Below are 17,631 nucleotides of genomic sequence, written 5' to 3'. Positions count from 1 at the left end.
ATTTTCTTTCTTTTTTTATTTGTGATATGTTAATTCCATCAAAGCAGGTTAGGATGATATCTCATGAATAAAAATAGAGGAATCTGGATTGTGATCGGAAGCATTTTGGTCATTGGTATCCTTATAACCCTTGCCACATCCAGTTTTGTGAAAAGCAAGGAAAACGTTTCGGATCCTATGGGTATTACCGGGCTTTCAAACTCTGAAGTTCCTGAAGCCTATGCGGACGCAAAAGGCTATGGAGGAACGCCGGAACTGTTTTCAGCGGATGCGCCGGCACCTAAAGAAGCGCCGCCTTCCGCAGAGGAACCAAAGCAGAGGAAAGCCGGACCGGCTGCTGCTCCAAAGACCGAAACCGCCGTCCCGGAGAGTAGTGCACAGCCGGCAGAAGCCGGGCTTCGGATGAAAATTGCTATAGTTTCCGATCAGGCGGAGCCGGCTCCCCAGGCAGCGGAAAGTTCTAACGAGGCTTCCACTGCGGAAACCGTAATCTCTCCCATCAGTCCGGATTCTAAAAGCAGGCCGGTTAACTCTGCCGCTTCTTCAGAAGGAGCAGCCTATTATCAAAGGCATTTGCTTGAGCTGGATACCCAGATTAAAAAGATGCGGGAGGAGTCGGGAGATTCCAATACCTATTCCATGAAGGCCCTGGCAGATAAAGAGCTAAAGCTGTGGAACAGGGAGCAGAATGCAATTTATTCTGCCATTTTAGAGGAGCTGAACGATGAAGATATAAAGTCCCTTGAGACCTCACAGCAGGCATGGATCAAAAGCAGGGATGCAAAGGCAGAGGAGGCCGCAAAAAAATACAGCGGCGGAAGTTTAGAAGAGGTTGAATACACCGCCTCCCTGGCAGAATCCACAAGGGCAAGGCCTATGATCTGGTAGAAGAATATATGGATGTTCTCTCTTTAAAAGAGGACCAGTAAAAAGTACGGTATCTGCCGTACTTTTTTATTTCTGCAAGCAAAGAGACAGGCCAGGAATTACTGCATTTTGGTACCTGAATGAAAAAAAATTCCGTTGCAACATCTTGATAAATGAAATTCCATATGATAGGATAGTAAAATGAGTGATACTATATGAATTTTCGGGAGGAAAAAAATATGACGGCAATATTTGCAAGTTTACTGGAGACCGCAATCAAATTCCTGTTTTTCTTGTTTCTTGCATGGGGCGGAATCATGTGCGGCAAGAAATACAGAGATCATAAGGATGCCGTGAATAGCGGAAATGCGACGAAAGAGACAAAATAGCAAACGGAGGACAGTAACGTGAAGAACTACGGTGTGAATGAACTGAGGAGAATGTTCCTTGAATTTTTTTGAAAGCAAGGGACATCTGGCTATGAAAAGCTTCTCCCTGGTTCCGCATAATGATAACAGCTTGTTGTTGATCAACTCGGGGATGGCTCCCCTTAAGCCATATTTTACAGGCCAGGAAATCCCGCCAAGAAAAAGGGTGACTACCTGTCAGAAGTGTATCCGGACAGGAGATATTGAGAACGTTGGCAAGACAGCCCGCCACGGCACCTTCTTTGAGATGCTGGGAAACTTTTCCTTTGGGGACTATTTTAAGGATGAGGCGATTCACTGGTCATGGGAATTTTTGACCCAGGTAGTCGGACTTGACCCGGACAGGCTGTATCCCTCCATATATCTGGAAGATGATGAAGCCTTCGAAATCTGGAATAAGAAAATCGGCATTGCTCCGGAACGTATTTTCCGCTTTGGCAAGGAGGATAATTTCTGGGAGCACGGCGCAGGCCCCTGCGGACCCTGTTCAGAGATTTACTACGACAGGGGAGAGAAGTATGGCTGCGGCAAGCCGGGTTGTACCGTTGGCTGCGAATGCGACCGCTATATGGAAGTGTGGAATAATGTATTCACACAGTTTGAGAATGACGGCCATGGAAACTATGAGGAATTAAAGCAAAAGAACATTGATACCGGTATGGGACTTGAGCGTCTGGCCGTAGTTGTTCAGGATGTGGATTCCATTTTTGATATAGATACCATAAAAGCCCTTTTAAACCGTGTAGCTGAACTGGCCCGGACAGAATACAAGAAGGATCCCGATGTGGATGTATCCCTTCGTCTGATCACGGACCACATCCGTTCCTGTACCTTTATGATATCCGACGGCATCATGCCATCCAACGAAGGAAGGGGCTACGTTCTCCGCCGCCTCTTAAGAAGAGCTGCCCGTCATGGAAGACTTCTTGGCATTGGAGAAAAATTCCTTGCAGACTTATCCACCACTGTGATTGACTTATCAAAGGATAGATATCCGGAGCTGGAAGAAAAGAAAGCCATGATCCTGAAAGTTCTGGCCCAGGAGGAGGACAAGTTCAATAAGACCATTGACCAGGGCCTTGCCATTCTTGGGGAGCTGGAAGAGGAGATGGTGAAAAAAAGGCGAAACTATCCTTTCCGGTGAAAATGCTTTCAAATTATATGATACCTACGGATTCCCCCTGGATCTGACTCTGGAGATTCTGGAAGAAAAGAATTTCGGAGTAGACGAAGAAGGCTTTAAAGCTGCCATGCAGAAGCAGCGGGAAACTGCCAGAAATGCAAGAAAAACTACCAATTACATGGATGCTGACGTTACCGTTTATCAATCCATTGATCCTGCTATTACAACAGAGTTCATCGGCTATGATAAACTGGTTTGTGACTCCAAAATTCTTGTTCTCACCACAGAAACAGACTTAGCAGAGGCGCTTACCGACGGAGAAACCGGAACCATTGTTACGGAACAGACCGTATTTTACGGTACCATGGGCGGCCAGCAGGGCGATGTGGGCAGGATCGTAAGTGATATGGGCGAATTCAAGGTGGAAGATACCATCCATTTACAGGGTGGAAAAGTGGGCCATGTGGGCAGGATGATAAAGGGAATGCTGCAGACCGGAGATGTGGTCACCTTAAAGGTTTGTGAGAACAACCGTCAGAATACAGGTAAGAACCACAGTGCAACCCATCTTCTCCAGAAAGCCTTAAGAGCGGTTCTGGGTGAACATGTGGAGCAGGCCGGCTCCTTCGTTGACGGAGACAGGCTGCGTTTCGACTTTACCCATTTCTCAGCCATGACGCCTGAGGAAATCGAAGAGGTGGAAACTCTTGTAAATGAAAAAAATCAAGGAATCTCTTCCTGTAAAAACGGAAATCATGTCTTTAGAGGAAGCAAAAAAATCCGGTGCAATGGCACTGTTTGGGGAAAAATACGGAGATTCGGTCCGCGTAGTAAAAATGGGAGACTTTTCCACGGAGCTTTGCGGCGGTACCCATATTAATAATACAGGAGTCATCGGCTTCTTTAAGATCCTGTCAGAAACCGGTATCGCAGCCGGAGTACGGAGAATCGAAGCCCTGACCGGAGACGGCCTGATGAATTATTATCAGGACACAGAAAAAGAGCTTCATGAAGCGGCAAAGGCTGCCAAGACAACTCCTTCAACCCTGACAGCAAAGATTGAGTCCCTTTTAGAAGAAATAAAAGCTCTGCATTCAGAAAATGAGAAATTAAAGAGCAGGCTTGCAAAGGACTCTCTTGGAAATGTAATGGATCAGGTGAAGGAAGTAAAGGGAGTAAAGGTTCTTGCAACAAAGGTAGTTGATGTGGATATGAACGGACTCCGTAATCTGGGCGACCAGATGAAAGATAAATTAGGCGATGGGGTCATTGTAATCGCCTCTGTTCAGGATGGCAAAGTAAATCTGATGGCTACTGTAACGGATGAAACGCAGAAAAAGGGAGCCCATGCGGGTAACTTAATCAAAGCCATTGCTTCCTTAGTCGGCGGCGGCGGCGGCGGACGTCCGAATATGGCTCAGGCAGGCGGAAAGAATCCGGCAGGAGTGGATGCATGCCTTGAAAAAGTCATGGAAGTTGTTGCAGAACAGCTGAAATAATAAGTAAACAATTAAGAAAAAATATAAAAGTTTTTCTTGACGAATGGCAAAATTATGCTATAATCATATCAGTGCTATAAAATACCCAAACAGTTGTATTATGCACAAGTACACAACTGGAGGGAGGTTAGGTGTGAGCTATGTCAAATGTTATCGTTAAAGACAACGAGAGCTTAGATAGCGCTTTACGCAGATTCAAAAGAAACTGTGCGAAAGCAGGTATCCAGCAGGAAATTCGTAAGAGAGAACATTACGAAAAACCAAGCGTAAGACGTAAGAAAAAGTCTGAAGCTGCAAGAAAACGTAAATATAACTAATAGTTAAAAGATGAGCCCCTGGTCCCATTTCCATGTGACCAGGGGTTTTTTTCGACTTTTTTTTAAGCCATAAAGAAGTTTCAAAAACAAGTTCTGCTCGCCAAATTAAGAATGGCATGTGGCAGCACTGTGACGAATTTCCCGCTTCCTGTTTGCATATAGTATAAAGGGGCAGAAAACCCCAAAGCAAGTTCATTGCTTGCAGACATAAAAAGAAAGGGGCAGAAAAGGGATTATGTTTGAGGAATCAAAGGAAAAAGCAGCTTCCGCCTTAAAACTCCCCAGAGACGTGGTTCTTGGAGAGGTGCTTGTATCTTTTCTTGGTCGTCATAGCGTTGTGATAGAAAATTACCGAAGCATTATCCTGTACACTGACTCTTCCATCAAACTTCAGGCCAAAAACTGTCGTGTGATCATCGGAGGAAGCAGGCTGATGATTGAATATTACACCAATGAGGAGATGAAGATCAACGGTTATATAAAATCCCTGGAATTTGAATAAAAAGGGAAACTGGAGGTGTTGCAAAATGCTTGCATGGCTGAAGCATTACTTATTCGGTTATCTTTCCATAGAAATGACCGGTTTTTCTCCGGAACGTTTTCTTAATATGTGCAGCGTTCATGAAATTGAATTATGGAAAGTCGTAAATTACGGGCATTCCTATCAGCTTTTTATGACTGTACAAGGGTTCCGTAAGGTAAAGCCCCTTGTCCGTAAATCGAAGGTCAGACTTAGGATTTTAAAAAAAGTTTGGACTTCCTTTTTTTTACACAGGAACAAAAAAAGGAAACTATATGCTGCCGGGTTTATAAGCTTTTTTTTGATCCTTTATTCCCTTTCCCTGTTTATCTGGGATATTGAATTCGACGGGAACCGGATGTATACATACGACACACTTTTAAAATTCTGTGAATCGGAAGAAATCCGATATGGCATGAAAAAATCAAAAATTGACTGCGATGTCCTTGAAGAAGCTTTTCGCTCAAAATTTCCTGAAATAACCTGGGTATCGGCAAGGGTATCAGGAACACGTCTTTTGGTTAAGATAAAAGAGAATGAAGTGCTGTCTGAGATTCCTGTAAAGGATGATACACCCTGTGATATCATAGCGGAAAAAGACGGTGTGATTACCTCCATGATCGTTCGAAGCGGTGTTCCAATGGTAGCCATAGGTGATACCATAGAAAAGGGTCAGACACTGATCAGCGGCACCCTTCCCATCATCGGGGACAGCGAAGAAGTAATTAACACCCACTATGTACGCTCTGATGCGGATATAACGGCCAGAACGGAATATCATTTTACCAGGCAGATTCCCCTTTTCCGTAAAATCGACGTAGAAACAGGAAAAGTCAGGAAGGGATATTATATGAAAGCATTCCGCTTTTCCTTTCTGCTTATCCGGCCGCGGCCGGAAGGAACCTCCTGGAAACGGACCATGGAAGAAGAGCAGCTTCATTTATTCCAGAATTTTTATCTTCCCATTTACATTGGAAAAATAACAGGGAAAGAATATATATCCTATGAGCGTCCCTATACGGAAGAAGAGAAAAAACAGCTATCCGAGGATATAAACGAGAGGTACAAAAAAAATTTAATAGAAAAAGGGGTACAAATTCTGGAAAATCATGTTAAAATACTAGATAATGAATCTTTATGCCAGATTGCCATAGATTTCGTGGCAGAGGAGCCTGTAGGCAGGCAGGAGGCGTTTGAGATACAAAGAACAGAGGAACCGGAGGAGACAAATCATTCAAATGAGCGTAATTGAGACAATCATAGACATCCCAGCTGAACACGAAAAAAATGTATGCGGACAGTTTGACAGCTATCTAAAGAAAATAGAACGTACCCTGCATGTTACCATGATTGGACGGGATGGCGCCCTTAAGATCATAGGATCGGAGCAGATGGTACAGAAAGCAAAAAGTGTATTTAATAACCTGATAGAGCTTTCCAAGCGGGGAAATGCCATTACAGAGCAAAATGTAGATTATGCCCTCTCTCTGTCATTTTCTGAAAGCGACAGTCAGATTTTAGAAATCGATAAGGACATTATCTGCAGAACCATTGCTGGAAGGCCGGTAAAGCCCAAGACCCTTGGGCAAAAGCAGTATGTGGACCAGATCAGAAAGAAGATGATCGTATTCGGCATCGGACCTGCAGGAACCGGAAAAACCTATCTTGCCATGGCAATGGCCATCCAGGCTTTTAAAAACGGAGAAGTGAGCCGGATCATCCTGACCAGGCCAGCCATTGAGGCCGGAGAGAAGCTGGGCTTTCTCCCGGGAGATCTGCAAAGTAAAATAGATCCTTACTTAAGGCCCTTATATGATGCACTCTATCAGATCATGGGAGCGGAGAGCTATCTTCATAATGCGGAGAAAGGCTTAATTGAAGTGGCTCCTCTGGCTTACATGAGAGGCCGTACCCTGGATAACGCCTATATTATTCTTGATGAAGCACAGAATACCACTCCGGCCCAGATGAAGATGTTCCTGACAAGAATCGGCTTTGGATCAAAGGTGATTGTTACCGGTGACTTAACACAAAAAGATCTGCCTTCCGGAAGTACATCAGGACTTGACACAGCCATGAAAATATTAAAGAGAATTGACGACATCGGCTTCTGCCACTTAACCAGCAGTGACGTGGTTCGTCATCCTCTGGTGCAGAAGATTGTACAGGCTTACGACGATTATGAGTCAAAGAAAAAGCCGGCTGAGCGAAAGACAAAAGCCATTGGCGGCAGAAAGGCACGTTATGACGATTAATATTGAATATGAGGCCGAAAAAAAGCTGGACCTCCCATATGAAGATATTATTACAAAGGTAGTGGAAGAATCACTGGATTATGAAGGCTGCCCTTATGAGGCAGAGGTGAACGTCCTCATTACCGGCAATGAAGATATCCGCCAGATCAATAAGGAATACCGGAATATAGACAACCCTACGGATGTTCTTTCCTTTCCCATGATCGAATATGAGAAACCTTCGGATTTTGAACGTCTGGAAGACACGGCAGATGACTGCTTTCATCCGGAAACGGGAGAACTTTTGCTGGGAGATATTGTGATATCTGTAGATAAGGTAGAAGAACAGGCCGAAAAATACGGACATTCCCAAACAAGGGAGCTTGCTTTTTTAGTTGCCCACAGCATGCTTCATCTATGCGGCTATGATCACATGGAAGAGGAAGAGCGGGAGATCATGGAAAAGAAGCAGGAGGAAATCTTAAGCCGGGGAGGATTTACAAGATGATGAAAAAGGTATGGTTTGGATTCGCTGGCGTCATTCTGTCTGCCGCCTTTTTATCCGGCTGCAGCAGAAAATATGAAAAGGTATGGATTCCGGATCAAACACTGGAAACCTCCCAGGCTCCGGAAACAAAAGAGATCAAGATCAGCAGCAGTGAGTCAGCAGACGATGGAACAGAGGCGAATTCCGGCGAATACTATACCTTTGAAGAACGTACCGAAAAAGATGGAAAGATACGAAGCTATCTTACCGGGGAGATGGTGGATTCTGCCATCGGGAACCGGAGGCCGGTGGCAGTGATGATGAGCAATGACAAAGAAGCTCTTCCCCAATATGGACTCAACCGTGCCGGAGTGGTTTATGAGGCGCCGGCAGAAGGGGGATGAACCGTTACATGGCTATTCTGGAAAATTATGATGATCTGGACCGGATAGGCTCCGTCAGGAGCTGCCGCACCTATTATACATATTTTGCCCGTGAATTTGATGCCATTTACGCCCATTACGGGCAAAGCACCTTTGCAAAGCCTTATCTTGCCAATGTGGATAATATCAACGGGCTGGATGGCATCGGCACTGTGGCATATTTTCGTTCCAAAGACCGGAAATCTCCCCACAACGCATATACCAGCGGGGAACGGTTAAATAAATCCATTCTTCAGCTGGGATATTCGGAAAGCTACGATCCGTCCTATCGCGGCCACTACCGCTTTGCAAAAGATGGCCGTAAGGTGACCCTTGAAGGAGTAAATGGAGTCAGCGATGCCTATAAGGTCTATCCAGGCTACGTGCTCAACAAACCGTGGTTTGAATACCATGAGGAGGACGGGCTTTATTACCGTTACCAGTATGGAGCTCCCCACAAGGGCAATGAAGGCCAGATCAAGGTCAAGAATATCATTCTTCAGTACTGTCCTTCTGCTCATTATGCAACGACAGATTATTTAAACATCAACGTACAGGATGACTCTTATGGCTGTTACGTGACGGAAGGCCGTTCCATTCCCATAAAATGGACCAAGGATGGAGAATTCGGCCCAACACATTATTACGACATGGAGAATAACGAGATTATCCTGAACCAGGGAAAAACCTGGGTATGCATTATTTCCGCACAGGATTCTCCCAATGTAAAGTTATATGGAAAAGAATAAGACAAGCAGAAAACAGGTAAAAAGGGGATCTTCTAATTTCCTGATCCAGGGAGCCATCCTTGCGGCGGCAGGTATTATCGTCCGGGTCATTGGAATGTTTTACCGTATCCCCTTGGCGGATATTTTAGGGAATGAAGGAAATGGCTATTATAGCTCTGCCTATTCCATTTATTCCCTCCTTTTGATTGTATCATCTTACAGCCTGCCTACGGCAGTATCCAAGATGATTGCCACCAGGCTGGCAAGAAAGGAGTACTGCAATTCCATAAGGGTGTTAAAGGTTTCCCTGTTTTACGGTACAGTTGTAGGAGGGCTGGGGGCTGCTGTGCTTTGGTTTGGAGCGGATCTGTTTGCCAGCCGGTTTTTAAAGATGCCATACACCTTCTATGCCTTAAAGACACTGGCCCCCACCATTTGGGTGATTGCCTATCTCGGCGTGTTCCGGGGCTATTTCCAGGGAATTGGGACCATGCTTCCAACAGCATATCCCAGGTGCTTGAACAGATCGTCAATGCAGTCATCAGCGTATACGCAGCTTCCAGGCTGTTTCAGGCAGGGCTTCGGTCCAATCTGGTTCACGGATCAACGGAATACTCATTTGCCCTTGGAGCAGCGGGAGGAACCATTGGAACAGGAGCAGGGGCTGTGGCTGCCCTGTTGTTTCTTCTGTTTATTTTATTCAGCTACAGGCCAATCATGAGAAAACAGGCGAGAAGGGACAGGACAAGGCGGCGGGAGTCCTATGGAGAGCTTTCCGGCGTTCTTTTCATGACAGTCTTTCCCATTGTATTAAGCAGTGTGGCTTATAACATCAGTACAGTGATAGACAACAGCATCTATGGAAACGGCATGGCGGCTATGGGCATGGGAGCATCGGAGATTGCTTCCAACTGGGGCGTAATCGGGAAATATCAGCTTCTTTTTAACATTCCGGTGGCAATTGCCAATTCCCTTGCCTCTGCCCTCATCCCCTCCCTGTCAAGGGCAATGGCGGAAGGTCAGAGAGGACAGTTAAAAAGCAAGGTTTCCATGGTGATCCGTTTTTCCATGCTCATTGCCATACCGGCACAGTGGGCCTTACCGTACTGGCAGGGCCCATCTGCAATATGCTATTTAGCAGGAATGACAATTCGGCCCTTATTAAGATGATGATGTACGGATCTGTGGCCGTGGTGTTTTTCTCCCTTTCCACAGTGACTAACGGAGTATTACAGGGCATCAACCGGATGCAGACCCCCTTAAAGAATGCTATCATTTCTTTAATACTCCACGTTATCATCCTGTGTGTCATGCTTTTTGGATTCCGGCTGGGAATCTACAGCGTGGTATACTCCAATATCCTGTTTGCTTTTACGATGTGCACGTTAAACGGTGCCGCAATCGGTCGGTTTTTAAATTACAGGCAGGAATATAAAAAGACCTTTATCCTTCCCATCCTGGCATCGGGAGTCATGGGAGCGGCTGCGTACGGCACCTATTTCCTGGTGCATTTAACCTTAAAGCGCAATGTGTTTGGTGTTCTTGCCGCCATAGCTGTGGCTGTGGTGGTTTATGGAATTCTCCTTTTAAAACTGCGCTGCGTGGATGAATCGGAGCTTTTAAACGTTCCAGGAGGAAAGAAGCTGATACGCATTGCAAGAAAATTCCATCTTATGTGATTAAAACCAGGGAAGAAGGCAGATACTATACTTACATGAAGGAGGTATCATCTCATGAAGAAGTATATGTTCTGCTTTCTTTTGTTCGTAGCGGCATCCGCCATTTGCTTAGGAATTGGGTTTGCCATTACAAAGGACAGCGTAAGGCCTGAAGAGGCTGCCGGGGGCAACCATAGAAACAGAAACTGTGACGGAAGCGCAGATTGTAATAAACCAGGAAGAGGTTGAACCCGTAAATGCAAAGGGCAAAGAAAAATATTATCTTGTCTCAGAGGACGGGTATCTTCTCGTCCTCTATCAGGATAAAACCACCATCTGCCTTTATACCCATATGCCGGTCACTGATTTCCCCGAGGAAGAACGGGGAAAATTAATGGAGGGCATATGGTTTTCTTCCATGATCGAGGTATTTAATTACCTGGAATCCTATACAAGCTAAAGAAGCACTTGAAATGAAGGGGCAAACTGGATACAATAGGTCTGTCTGAGGATACAGGAGGATTTTATGAAACAACAGGTAATCATCGTAGGGGCAGGAGCTTCCGGTCTGGCAGCAGCTATCCAGGCAGCCAGGCAGGGCGCTTCTGTTACCGTTTTAGAACATACAGCCAGACCGGGAAAAAAACTTCTTTCCACTGGAAACGGAAAATGCAATTTAACCAATTTAATGACCCCTGATGGAGCTTACCGGGGAGGTCAGCCAGTGTTTATAAAAAAAGGTGCTGGACCGCGTTACGGTAGAGCAGACTCTGGAATTTTTCCGGGACCTTGGCCTTGTGCTTACGGACAGGAACGGATATGTCTATCCAGGCACAGGACAGGCTGCCTCTGTACTGGAGGCCCTTCTTTTTGAGCTGGACCATCTGGGCGTTTCCATTGTTACCGACTGTCAGGTAGAGGAGATAAAGAAGGATCTGACTTTAATGACTTCCATAGGGAAGAAAAAGGCGGATGCCGTCATTTTGGCAACAGGTTCCATGGCAGCTCCAAAAACAGGCTCCGACGGAAGCGGTTATCAGCTTGCAAGGGCTTTCGGGCACCGTATCCTTAAGCCGCTGCCTGCTCTGGTTCAGCTTAGATGCAGGGAAAAATGGTACAAACAGGCGGCCGGGGTCAGGACAGAAGCCACTGTGACTCTTAAAATAGACGGAAAAACGGCAGAAGCCGACCGCGGGGAGCTTCAGTTCACGGATTATGGAATCTCCGGCATTCCGGTCTTCCAGGTCAGCCGTTTTGCAGCCAGAGAGCTGGATGCAGGCCATAAGGTGACAGCAGAGCTGGATTTATTCCCTTCCATGGATTTTGAAAGTACCAGGCAGCTTCTTTCGGAAAGAGTAAAACGCTTCGGCTACCGGCCGGCAGAAGAATTCTTAAACGGCGTATTAAATCATAAGCTGGCCCGGATTCTTTTAAAGGACGCCGGTATCCCAAGTGAAGGCATTGTTAAAAATATCACGGCTCCCCAGATAAAAAAAGCTGACCTCTGCCTTAAAAGGGCTGAAAACGGAAATCCTCGCAGCCAATTCCTTTGATCAGGCTCAGGTGTGCAGCGGAGGAATTGATACCAGGGACGTAGATCCTAATACCATGGAGTCAAAGCTTATGAAAGGGCTTTACCTGACCGGAGAAATTCTTGACGTGGACGGTATCTGCGGAGGCTATAACCTGCAGTGGGCCTGGTCTAGCGGCATACTGGCAGGTACTTATGCAGGAAGGAAACGCCCAGAAAGCACGGGCAGGAATGAGGAACGCCCTGCGGGCATACCTTTATGCTCAAAAAGCACGGGCAGGAATGAGGAAAACGATGATAAGAATTAATCAGTTAAAGATGCCGGTGGATCATACAGAAGAGGCCTTATGGGCAAAGGCAGCGAAAACATTAAAAATACCGGTAAAGGAAATACATTCCCTGGAAATAATTAAACAATCAATTGATGCCAGAAAAAAAGAGGAAATCCATTTTACTTACTGCATCGATGTGGAGACTGCAAAAGAAGAGTCTGTGGTACATAAAGCCAGAAACGAAAAAAATTGGATTATCAGAAAAAAAAGAGTATTTCTTTCCAAAACCGGGAACTGAAAAGATGGCCGGCCGGCCGGTAATCATCGGCGCCGGACCTGCCGGGCTTTTTTGCGGACTCATGCTGGCAAGGCATGGATACCGTCCCCTTCTTCTGGAGCGGGGAGAATCAGTGGAAAAGCGCAGGGAGGCCGTGGATTCATTCTGGAATGGCGGAATATTAAGGACGGATTGTAATGTACAGTTTGGAGAGGGAGGAGCAGGTACCTTTTCCGACGGAAAGCTGAATACCCTTCTTAAGGATCCTCTTATGAGGAACAGGAAGGTATTGGAGCTTTTCGTGGAATTTGGAGCCGATCCCTCTATTCTCTATGTAAATAAGCCTCATATCGGCACCGATGTGTTAAGCGGCATTGTGAAAGGGATGAGGGAGGAGATCATAAACCTTGGAGGAGAGGTCCGTTTTAACAGCCGAGTGACTGATTTTATAGTAAAAGGCGGCATGGTGCAGGGAGTGACAGTCGATGAAAAAGAAGAGATTCCGGCAGAAATCCTTGTGCTTGCCATCGGCCACAGCGCCAGGGACACCTTTGAAATCCTATACAAAAGAGGCGTTCCAATGGAAGCAAAGGCTTTTGCGGTGGGCTTAAGAATCCAGCATCCACAGGAAAGCATAAACCGTTCTCAGTATGGCACCGGAAACCATCCCATCCTGGTCCGGCAGATTATAAGCTGACCCATCAGTGCACAAACGGAAGAGGAGTTTACACTTTCTGTATGTGTCCCGGAGGATATGTTGTCAATGCCTCCTCCGAAGAAAAAAAGGCTTGCAGTAAACGGAATGAGCTATCACAAGAGAGATGGCGTAAATGCAAACAGCGCCCTGATTGTTACCGTGACACCGGAGGATTTTGGCGGCACGGCTCCTCTTGCCGGAATCGCTTATCAACGACGGCTGGAGGAAGCTGCCTTCTTAAGCGGCAGCGGGAAAATTCCGGTCCAGCTTTATGGAGATTTTAAAAAGAATCAGCCATCAAAGGCATTTGGCGGTGTAGAGCCGGCCTTTAAGGGCTTATATGGCTTTGCAATATAAGAGAATTTCTTCCTGAATACTTATCAGAATCCCTGATTCAGGGGGTGGAAGCCTTTGACCGCCGGATTCGCGGCTTTTCCAGGCCGGATGCCATTTTTGCGGGCGTGGAAAGCAGAACCTCTTCACCGGTACGCATTCCCAGAGGTGAAGCCTTTGAATGCAGCATAAAAGGAATCTATCCCTGCGGAGAAGGAGCCGGATATGCAGGAGGGATTACCTCTGCCGCAATGGATGGCTTAAAAGTGGCGGAAGCCATTGCCTCCAGGTTTGAAAGGTTTTCTTTATAAATTGACGAAACAGTAAAAATGATGTAAGATATGAAACAAAAAGATTTCCAGAAAGCAGATGATAATGAAGATGAACGACAGGTCACGAGAAAAACTAAAGGATAAAAAAAGGATTGTAATAAAAATCGGATCCTCTTCCTTAACCCATGCATATACCGGGGATTTGAATCTGATGAAAATTGAAAAACTGGTTCGGGTAATCAGCGATTTGAAGGGACAGGGAAAACAGGTAGTCTTAGTTTCCTCCGGTGCGATCGCTGCAGGGCGTCAGGCCCTGGGACACCATACCAGACCTGTTACCATATCGGAAAAACAGGCATTCGCTGCCGTAGGCCAGGCCAGGCTTATGATGGTGTACCAGAAGCTTTTTGCAGAATATAATCAAATAGCTGCACAGGTTCTTTTGACCAAAAATACTATGGTTAATGACAGCAACCGTTATAATGCACAGAATACCTTTGATGAGCTTTTAAAGCTTGGGACCATTCCGATTGTCAATGAAAATGACACCGTATCCACCTCCGAAATTCCTCTGGTGGATAATTTCGGTGATAATGACCGTCTTTCCGCCATTGTTGCCGCACTGATCGGAGCAGACCTATTAATCTTATTATCGGATATTGACGGCCTGTATTCCGATGATCCCAGACAAAACCCAAAAGCAGAATTTATCGGTTTGGTAAAGGAAATCACCCCAAAGCTTATGGAAATGGGAAAATCCACCTCCGGAAGCGATGTGGGTACCGGAGGCATGGCTGCAAAGCTTGCTGCCGCACGTATTGCTACGGACAGCGGTTCCGATATGGTCATTGCCAACGGAGACCAGGTGGAAGTTATCGAACAGATCGTATTGGGCGAAGAAAAAGGAACCCTGTTCCTGGCCCATCCAAACCATGATTTTGACTTAATGGACTATATCAATCACGAGTATTAAGGAGAACCCTATGAATCAGGATAAAATCGACAGAATCAATACACTTTATCATAAATCAAAAGCAACAGGATTATCGGCAGAAGAGCAGGCGGAGCAAGCTGCTTTGCGGAAAGAGTATATCGAAACCATCCGCAACAGTTTACGAGGAAATCTAAACAACATTTCCATTCAGGAGAAAGACGGTACTGTAACGGATTTAGGTAAAAAAATATGGAAAAGTCGGAGAAGAATGATATCAGGCTGATTATAAAGGAACAGCGAAAGGCCCTGGATGCTGCCACTGAGAACGCATGGAACAATGCTATCTGTGAGAAGCTTTTGAACCTTGATGATATCCATAAAGCTTTTTGTGTTTACTGCTATGTATCCTTTCACCGGGAGGCAGGTACCTGGAGATTTATGGAAGCATTATTAAGGCAGGGGAAATGCGTGGCTGTACCAAAGGTCGTTGGAAAAGAACTGGAGTTTTATGCCATATCCGGGAAAGCAGATTTAGAGGAAGGCATCATGGGTATTATGGAGCCAAAGCCAGCCTGCTTAAAAATCCATGACCCGGAAGCCCCTGTGATTGTTCCGGGACTTGCTTTTGACAAATCGGGAAACCGGCTGGGATACGGCGGCGGATATTATGACCGGCTTTTTGAACAGGAACCAGACCATCCCCGCATTGCAATAGCCTACGGATTTCAAATATTTGACCATATTCCAACGGAACCTCATGACAAGCGTGTGGACCGGATTATCACTCCTTAAAGAAAAGATTGGAGGACTCTTTTATGACGATTACTGAGATCGGAAAAAAAAGCAAAAGAAACAGCCGGAATTATCGGGATACTGGGTTCAGCAAAAAAAGAATGAAGGCTTAAAAGCAGCGGCGGCAGCCTGCTGGAAGGAGAAGCGGAAATCCTTGCTGCAAACCAGGAGGATGTAATAAAAGCAGTGGCCTCGGGAATGAGCGCCGGGCTGATTGACCGCCTGGAACTGACTCCTGGGAGAATCGAAGCAATGGCTGAAGGACTTTTGTCCGTGGCTGCTCTGGATGACCCTGTGGGAGAGGTGCTTTCCATGAAGATCCGCCCCAATGGCCTTACCATTGGCCAGAAACGCGTTCCCTTAGGCGTTGTAGGTATTATATACGAAGCCAGGCCCAATGTGACCGCCGATGCCTTTGGGCTTTGCTTCAAATCAGGAAATGCCGTGATCTTAAAGGGCGGAAGCGATGCCCTGGAATCCAATATTGCTATTGTAAAATGGCTCCGTATTGGCCTTGGGAATGCCGGTCTACCGGAGGATGCCATACAGCTCATCACTGATACTGACCGGGAAGTGACAAAGGAATTCATGCGTCTTAGGGAATATGTGGATGTATTGATCCCAAGAGGAGGAGCAGGATTAATAAAAACCGTTGTGGATAACAGCACCATTCCGGTCATTGAAACCGGAACTGGAAACTGCCATATTTTTGTCGATGAAACTGCTGATTTTGATATGGCCTTAGATATCATATTTAATGCAAAGACCCAGAGGATCGGAGTGTGCAACGCCTGCGAATCTTTGGTCATTCACAGGGCAATTGCCCTTAAGTTCCTGCCCTTACTAAAAGAGCGGCTTGCTGAGAAATCTGTTGAGATCCGGGCGGATGAGGAAGCCTATACCATGCAGAGGGATTTGTCCCTGCCGCCGAGGAAGATTGGGGCCGTGGAATACCTGGACTATATTTTATCCTTAAAGATTGTTGGTTCTGTGGAGGAAGCCATTTCCCACATTAACCGTTATAACACCAAGCATTCTGAATCCATTATTACATCAGATTATAACAATGCCCAGAAGTTTTTAAATGAAATCGATGCGGCAGCTGTTTATGTCAACGCATCCACCCGTTTTACTGACGGATACGAATTCGGTTTTGGCGCTGAGATCGGAATCAGCACCCAGAAGCTCCATGCAAGAGGCCCTATGGGGCTTAAGGAGCTGACGACCACCAAATATATCATATATGGTGACGGCCAGGTCCGTCCATAGTTTTACAAAGCATTTCTTAGAGACTGCTGTCTCCAATAAAATGGCTGTGAGAAGGCATTTCTTTCTCACAGCCATTTTTATTGGAAGAAGTAATACGTTTTTTTGAAGTTATCAGTTTGGCAGAAAATGAAAGGTCAGTTTTTAACGTATGTTAACTGGTATTTAGGTGAGTTAAGTGTTAATTCTGTATAATCCATTATCTGATTATTGGTCAGGTAGGTAGTGTTGGCAACTCTCAGAATGGGGGTATCCAGAGATATTCCAAACATTTCTGCAATGTTTTTTTGAAGGATGAATAGGGGTTACGGTGTGGTCACTATATGCGATCTTCATTCCCTTTACCTTTTCAAAGTACTGATATTTTGACTGCTGCAGCACCTGCATAGAGATATCGGGATATAAACGGCTGGACATATAGGTTGTTTCAAACTGAAAGATCTCATTATTTGCATAACGGATTCTTTCAATAAAATAAATAGGTTCTCCTGTCTCAATCTTTAAGATGGAAGCGATATTTGAAGGTGCTTTCTGGACCATAAAGGTGGGAACATCTGTCCGGACGGAAATTCCCTGTTCACACATCACTTCTGAAAATCCCTGGATAGAGCTGGGGTTTAATGTAACAGAAGGGTGGCATACAAACGTTCCCACTCCGGCAACCCTTGTCAGAAGTCCCTTTGCCACCAGATTATCAGTGGCTTTTCTGACAGTTACCCTTGATACATGATAAGTATTGGAAAGCTCCAGCTCTGTGGGTATAAGATCGTCTTTTTTTATAGTAACCTAAATTTATTTTTTGGAGCAGATCATTTTCAATCTGTTTATATTGTGCAATTCTTTTCTCGGCCATAATTATCACCTCATTTTATAATAGAAACAGTTATTTAATTGTATTATACTTTAAAGTAAATGACAATACATTTTTGAATTATCATGTAAACTACGCAACATATCATTAGATGCTGCAGTAT

Annotated in this window: 22 protein-coding genes and 2 pseudogenes; 23 read left to right on the top strand and 1 reads right to left on the bottom strand. The window is 45.4% G+C overall.

The genetic code is table 11. From position 1 onward, the window contains the following. Nucleotides 1-63 precede the first annotated feature (63 nt). The 23 genes and pseudogenes from JCM10519_RS01550 (at nucleotide 64) to JCM10519_RS01475 (ending at nucleotide 16,660) form a co-directional block, all read left to right on the top strand. Nucleotides 64-888, top strand: a complete 825-nt coding sequence (locus tag JCM10519_RS01550; protein ID WP_054737756.1) for a lysozyme inhibitor LprI family protein — start codon at nucleotides 64-66, stop codon at nucleotides 886-888. A gap of 218 nt (nucleotides 889-1,106) precedes the next feature. Next, a complete protein-coding gene (locus tag JCM10519_RS25205) occupies nucleotides 1,107-1,256 on the top strand; it encodes a hypothetical protein (RefSeq protein WP_347842786.1) in 150 nt (49 codons plus the stop codon). Between the two features lie 51 nt (nucleotides 1,257-1,307). Then, nucleotides 1,308-3,917: pseudogene (gene alaS / locus JCM10519_RS01545) on the top strand (alanine--tRNA ligase). A 140-nt stretch (nucleotides 3,918-4,057) separates the two neighbouring features. Further along, a complete protein-coding gene (gene rpsU / locus JCM10519_RS01540) occupies nucleotides 4,058-4,234 on the top strand; it encodes a 30S ribosomal protein S21 (protein ID WP_003504099.1) in 177 nt (58 codons plus the stop codon). A 235-nt stretch (nucleotides 4,235-4,469) separates the two neighbouring features. Continuing rightward, a complete protein-coding gene (locus tag JCM10519_RS01535; protein WP_054737755.1) occupies nucleotides 4,470-4,736 on the top strand; it encodes a YabP/YqfC family sporulation protein in 267 nt (88 codons plus the stop codon). 25 nt (nucleotides 4,737-4,761) lie between these two features. Further along, nucleotides 4,762-6,006 carry a sporulation protein YqfD gene (gene yqfD, locus JCM10519_RS01530; protein WP_054737754.1) on the top strand — a complete coding sequence of 415 codons (1,245 nt, stop codon included), beginning with the start codon at nucleotides 4,762-4,764 and terminating at the stop codon, nucleotides 6,004-6,006. Continuing rightward, nucleotides 5,993-7,009 (top strand): PhoH family protein, encoded by a 1,017-nt coding sequence (locus JCM10519_RS01525; protein WP_054737753.1) that lies wholly within the window; start codon nucleotides 5,993-5,995, stop codon nucleotides 7,007-7,009. The genes yqfD and JCM10519_RS01525 overlap by 14 nt, the downstream gene beginning before the upstream one ends. Further along, a complete protein-coding gene (gene ybeY, locus JCM10519_RS01520) occupies nucleotides 6,999-7,496 on the top strand; it encodes an rRNA maturation RNase YbeY (protein ID WP_054737752.1) in 498 nt (165 codons plus the stop codon). Before JCM10519_RS01525 ends, ybeY begins: the two co-directional genes overlap by 11 nt. Further along, nucleotides 7,493-7,879: a DUF3048 domain-containing protein gene (locus JCM10519_RS25200; RefSeq protein ID WP_347842785.1), complete on the top strand. Its 387-nt coding sequence runs from the start codon at nucleotides 7,493-7,495 to the stop codon at nucleotides 7,877-7,879. Before ybeY ends, JCM10519_RS25200 begins: the two co-directional genes overlap by 4 nt. Nucleotides 7,880-7,887: 8 nt before the next feature. Beyond that, the gene (locus tag JCM10519_RS01515; RefSeq protein WP_347842784.1) at nucleotides 7,888-8,646 is read left to right on the top strand and encodes a DUF3048 domain-containing protein; all 759 of its coding nucleotides are present in this window, start codon (nucleotides 7,888-7,890) and stop codon (nucleotides 8,644-8,646) included. Next, a complete protein-coding gene (locus JCM10519_RS25195; RefSeq protein WP_347842783.1) occupies nucleotides 8,633-9,346 on the top strand; it encodes an oligosaccharide flippase family protein in 714 nt (237 codons plus the stop codon). The genes JCM10519_RS01515 and JCM10519_RS25195 overlap by 14 nt, the downstream gene beginning before the upstream one ends. After that, nucleotides 9,343-9,795 (top strand): hypothetical protein, encoded by a 453-nt coding sequence (locus tag JCM10519_RS25190; RefSeq protein ID WP_347842782.1) that lies wholly within the window; start codon nucleotides 9,343-9,345, stop codon nucleotides 9,793-9,795. The genes JCM10519_RS25195 and JCM10519_RS25190 overlap by 4 nt, the downstream gene beginning before the upstream one ends. Beyond that, nucleotides 9,753-10,304, top strand: coding sequence for a polysaccharide biosynthesis C-terminal domain-containing protein (locus JCM10519_RS25185; RefSeq protein WP_347842781.1), 552 nt, complete (start codon nucleotides 9,753-9,755; stop codon nucleotides 10,302-10,304). Before JCM10519_RS25190 ends, JCM10519_RS25185 begins: the two co-directional genes overlap by 43 nt. A gap of 54 nt (nucleotides 10,305-10,358) precedes the next feature. Next, nucleotides 10,359-10,532 (top strand): hypothetical protein, encoded by a 174-nt coding sequence (locus JCM10519_RS25180; protein WP_347842780.1) that lies wholly within the window; start codon nucleotides 10,359-10,361, stop codon nucleotides 10,530-10,532. Beyond that, nucleotides 10,492-10,743: a hypothetical protein gene (locus tag JCM10519_RS01505; RefSeq protein WP_347842779.1), complete on the top strand. Its 252-nt coding sequence runs from the start codon at nucleotides 10,492-10,494 to the stop codon at nucleotides 10,741-10,743. Before JCM10519_RS25180 ends, JCM10519_RS01505 begins: the two co-directional genes overlap by 41 nt. 66 nt (nucleotides 10,744-10,809) lie before the next feature. Then, complete coding sequence (locus tag JCM10519_RS25175; RefSeq protein ID WP_347842778.1) at nucleotides 10,810-11,157, top strand: FAD-dependent oxidoreductase; 348 nt, start codon at nucleotides 10,810-10,812, stop codon at nucleotides 11,155-11,157. Beyond that, a complete protein-coding gene (locus JCM10519_RS25170) occupies nucleotides 11,081-11,836 on the top strand; it encodes an NAD(P)/FAD-dependent oxidoreductase (protein WP_347842777.1) in 756 nt (251 codons plus the stop codon). Before JCM10519_RS25175 ends, JCM10519_RS25170 begins: the two co-directional genes overlap by 77 nt. After that, on the top strand, nucleotides 11,781-12,122 hold the full coding sequence (locus JCM10519_RS25165) for an NAD(P)/FAD-dependent oxidoreductase (protein WP_347842925.1): 342 nt from the start codon (nucleotides 11,781-11,783) through the stop codon (nucleotides 12,120-12,122). The genes JCM10519_RS25170 and JCM10519_RS25165 overlap by 56 nt, the downstream gene beginning before the upstream one ends. Next, a pseudogene (locus JCM10519_RS01495) lies at nucleotides 12,109-13,704 on the top strand (FAD-dependent protein). The gene JCM10519_RS25165 and the pseudogene JCM10519_RS01495 overlap by 14 nt, the downstream one beginning before the upstream one ends. A gap of 70 nt (nucleotides 13,705-13,774) precedes the next feature. Next, nucleotides 13,775-14,638 carry a glutamate 5-kinase gene (gene proB, locus JCM10519_RS01490; protein ID WP_054737840.1) on the top strand — a complete coding sequence of 288 codons (864 nt, stop codon included), beginning with the start codon at nucleotides 13,775-13,777 and terminating at the stop codon, nucleotides 14,636-14,638. A 10-nt stretch (nucleotides 14,639-14,648) separates the two neighbouring features. Next, on the top strand, nucleotides 14,649-14,882 hold the full coding sequence (locus JCM10519_RS01485) for a DUF896 domain-containing protein (protein WP_054737751.1): 234 nt from the start codon (nucleotides 14,649-14,651) through the stop codon (nucleotides 14,880-14,882). Continuing rightward, entirely contained in the window at nucleotides 14,849-15,391 is a 543-nt protein-coding gene (locus tag JCM10519_RS01480) for a 5-formyltetrahydrofolate cyclo-ligase (protein WP_054737750.1), read from the top strand. The genes JCM10519_RS01485 and JCM10519_RS01480 overlap by 34 nt, the downstream gene beginning before the upstream one ends. A 129-nt stretch (nucleotides 15,392-15,520) precedes the next feature. Further along, nucleotides 15,521-16,660: a glutamate-5-semialdehyde dehydrogenase gene (locus tag JCM10519_RS01475; protein WP_347842924.1), complete on the top strand. Its 1,140-nt coding sequence runs from the start codon at nucleotides 15,521-15,523 to the stop codon at nucleotides 16,658-16,660. A gap of 204 nt (nucleotides 16,661-16,864) precedes the next feature. Here JCM10519_RS01475 and JCM10519_RS01470 read toward each other — a convergent pair whose 3' ends face one another. Then, nucleotides 16,865-17,419: a GntR family transcriptional regulator gene (locus JCM10519_RS01470; protein ID WP_347842923.1), complete on the bottom strand. Its 555-nt coding sequence runs from the start codon at nucleotides 17,417-17,419 to the stop codon at nucleotides 16,865-16,867. Between the last annotated feature and the right edge of the window lie 212 nt (nucleotides 17,420-17,631).

The sequence above is a fragment of the Clostridium sp. NkU-1 genome (assembly GCA_001312405.1).
Note: the sequence above shows the minus strand (reverse complement) of the source record. Positions and strands in the feature narration are given on the sequence as shown.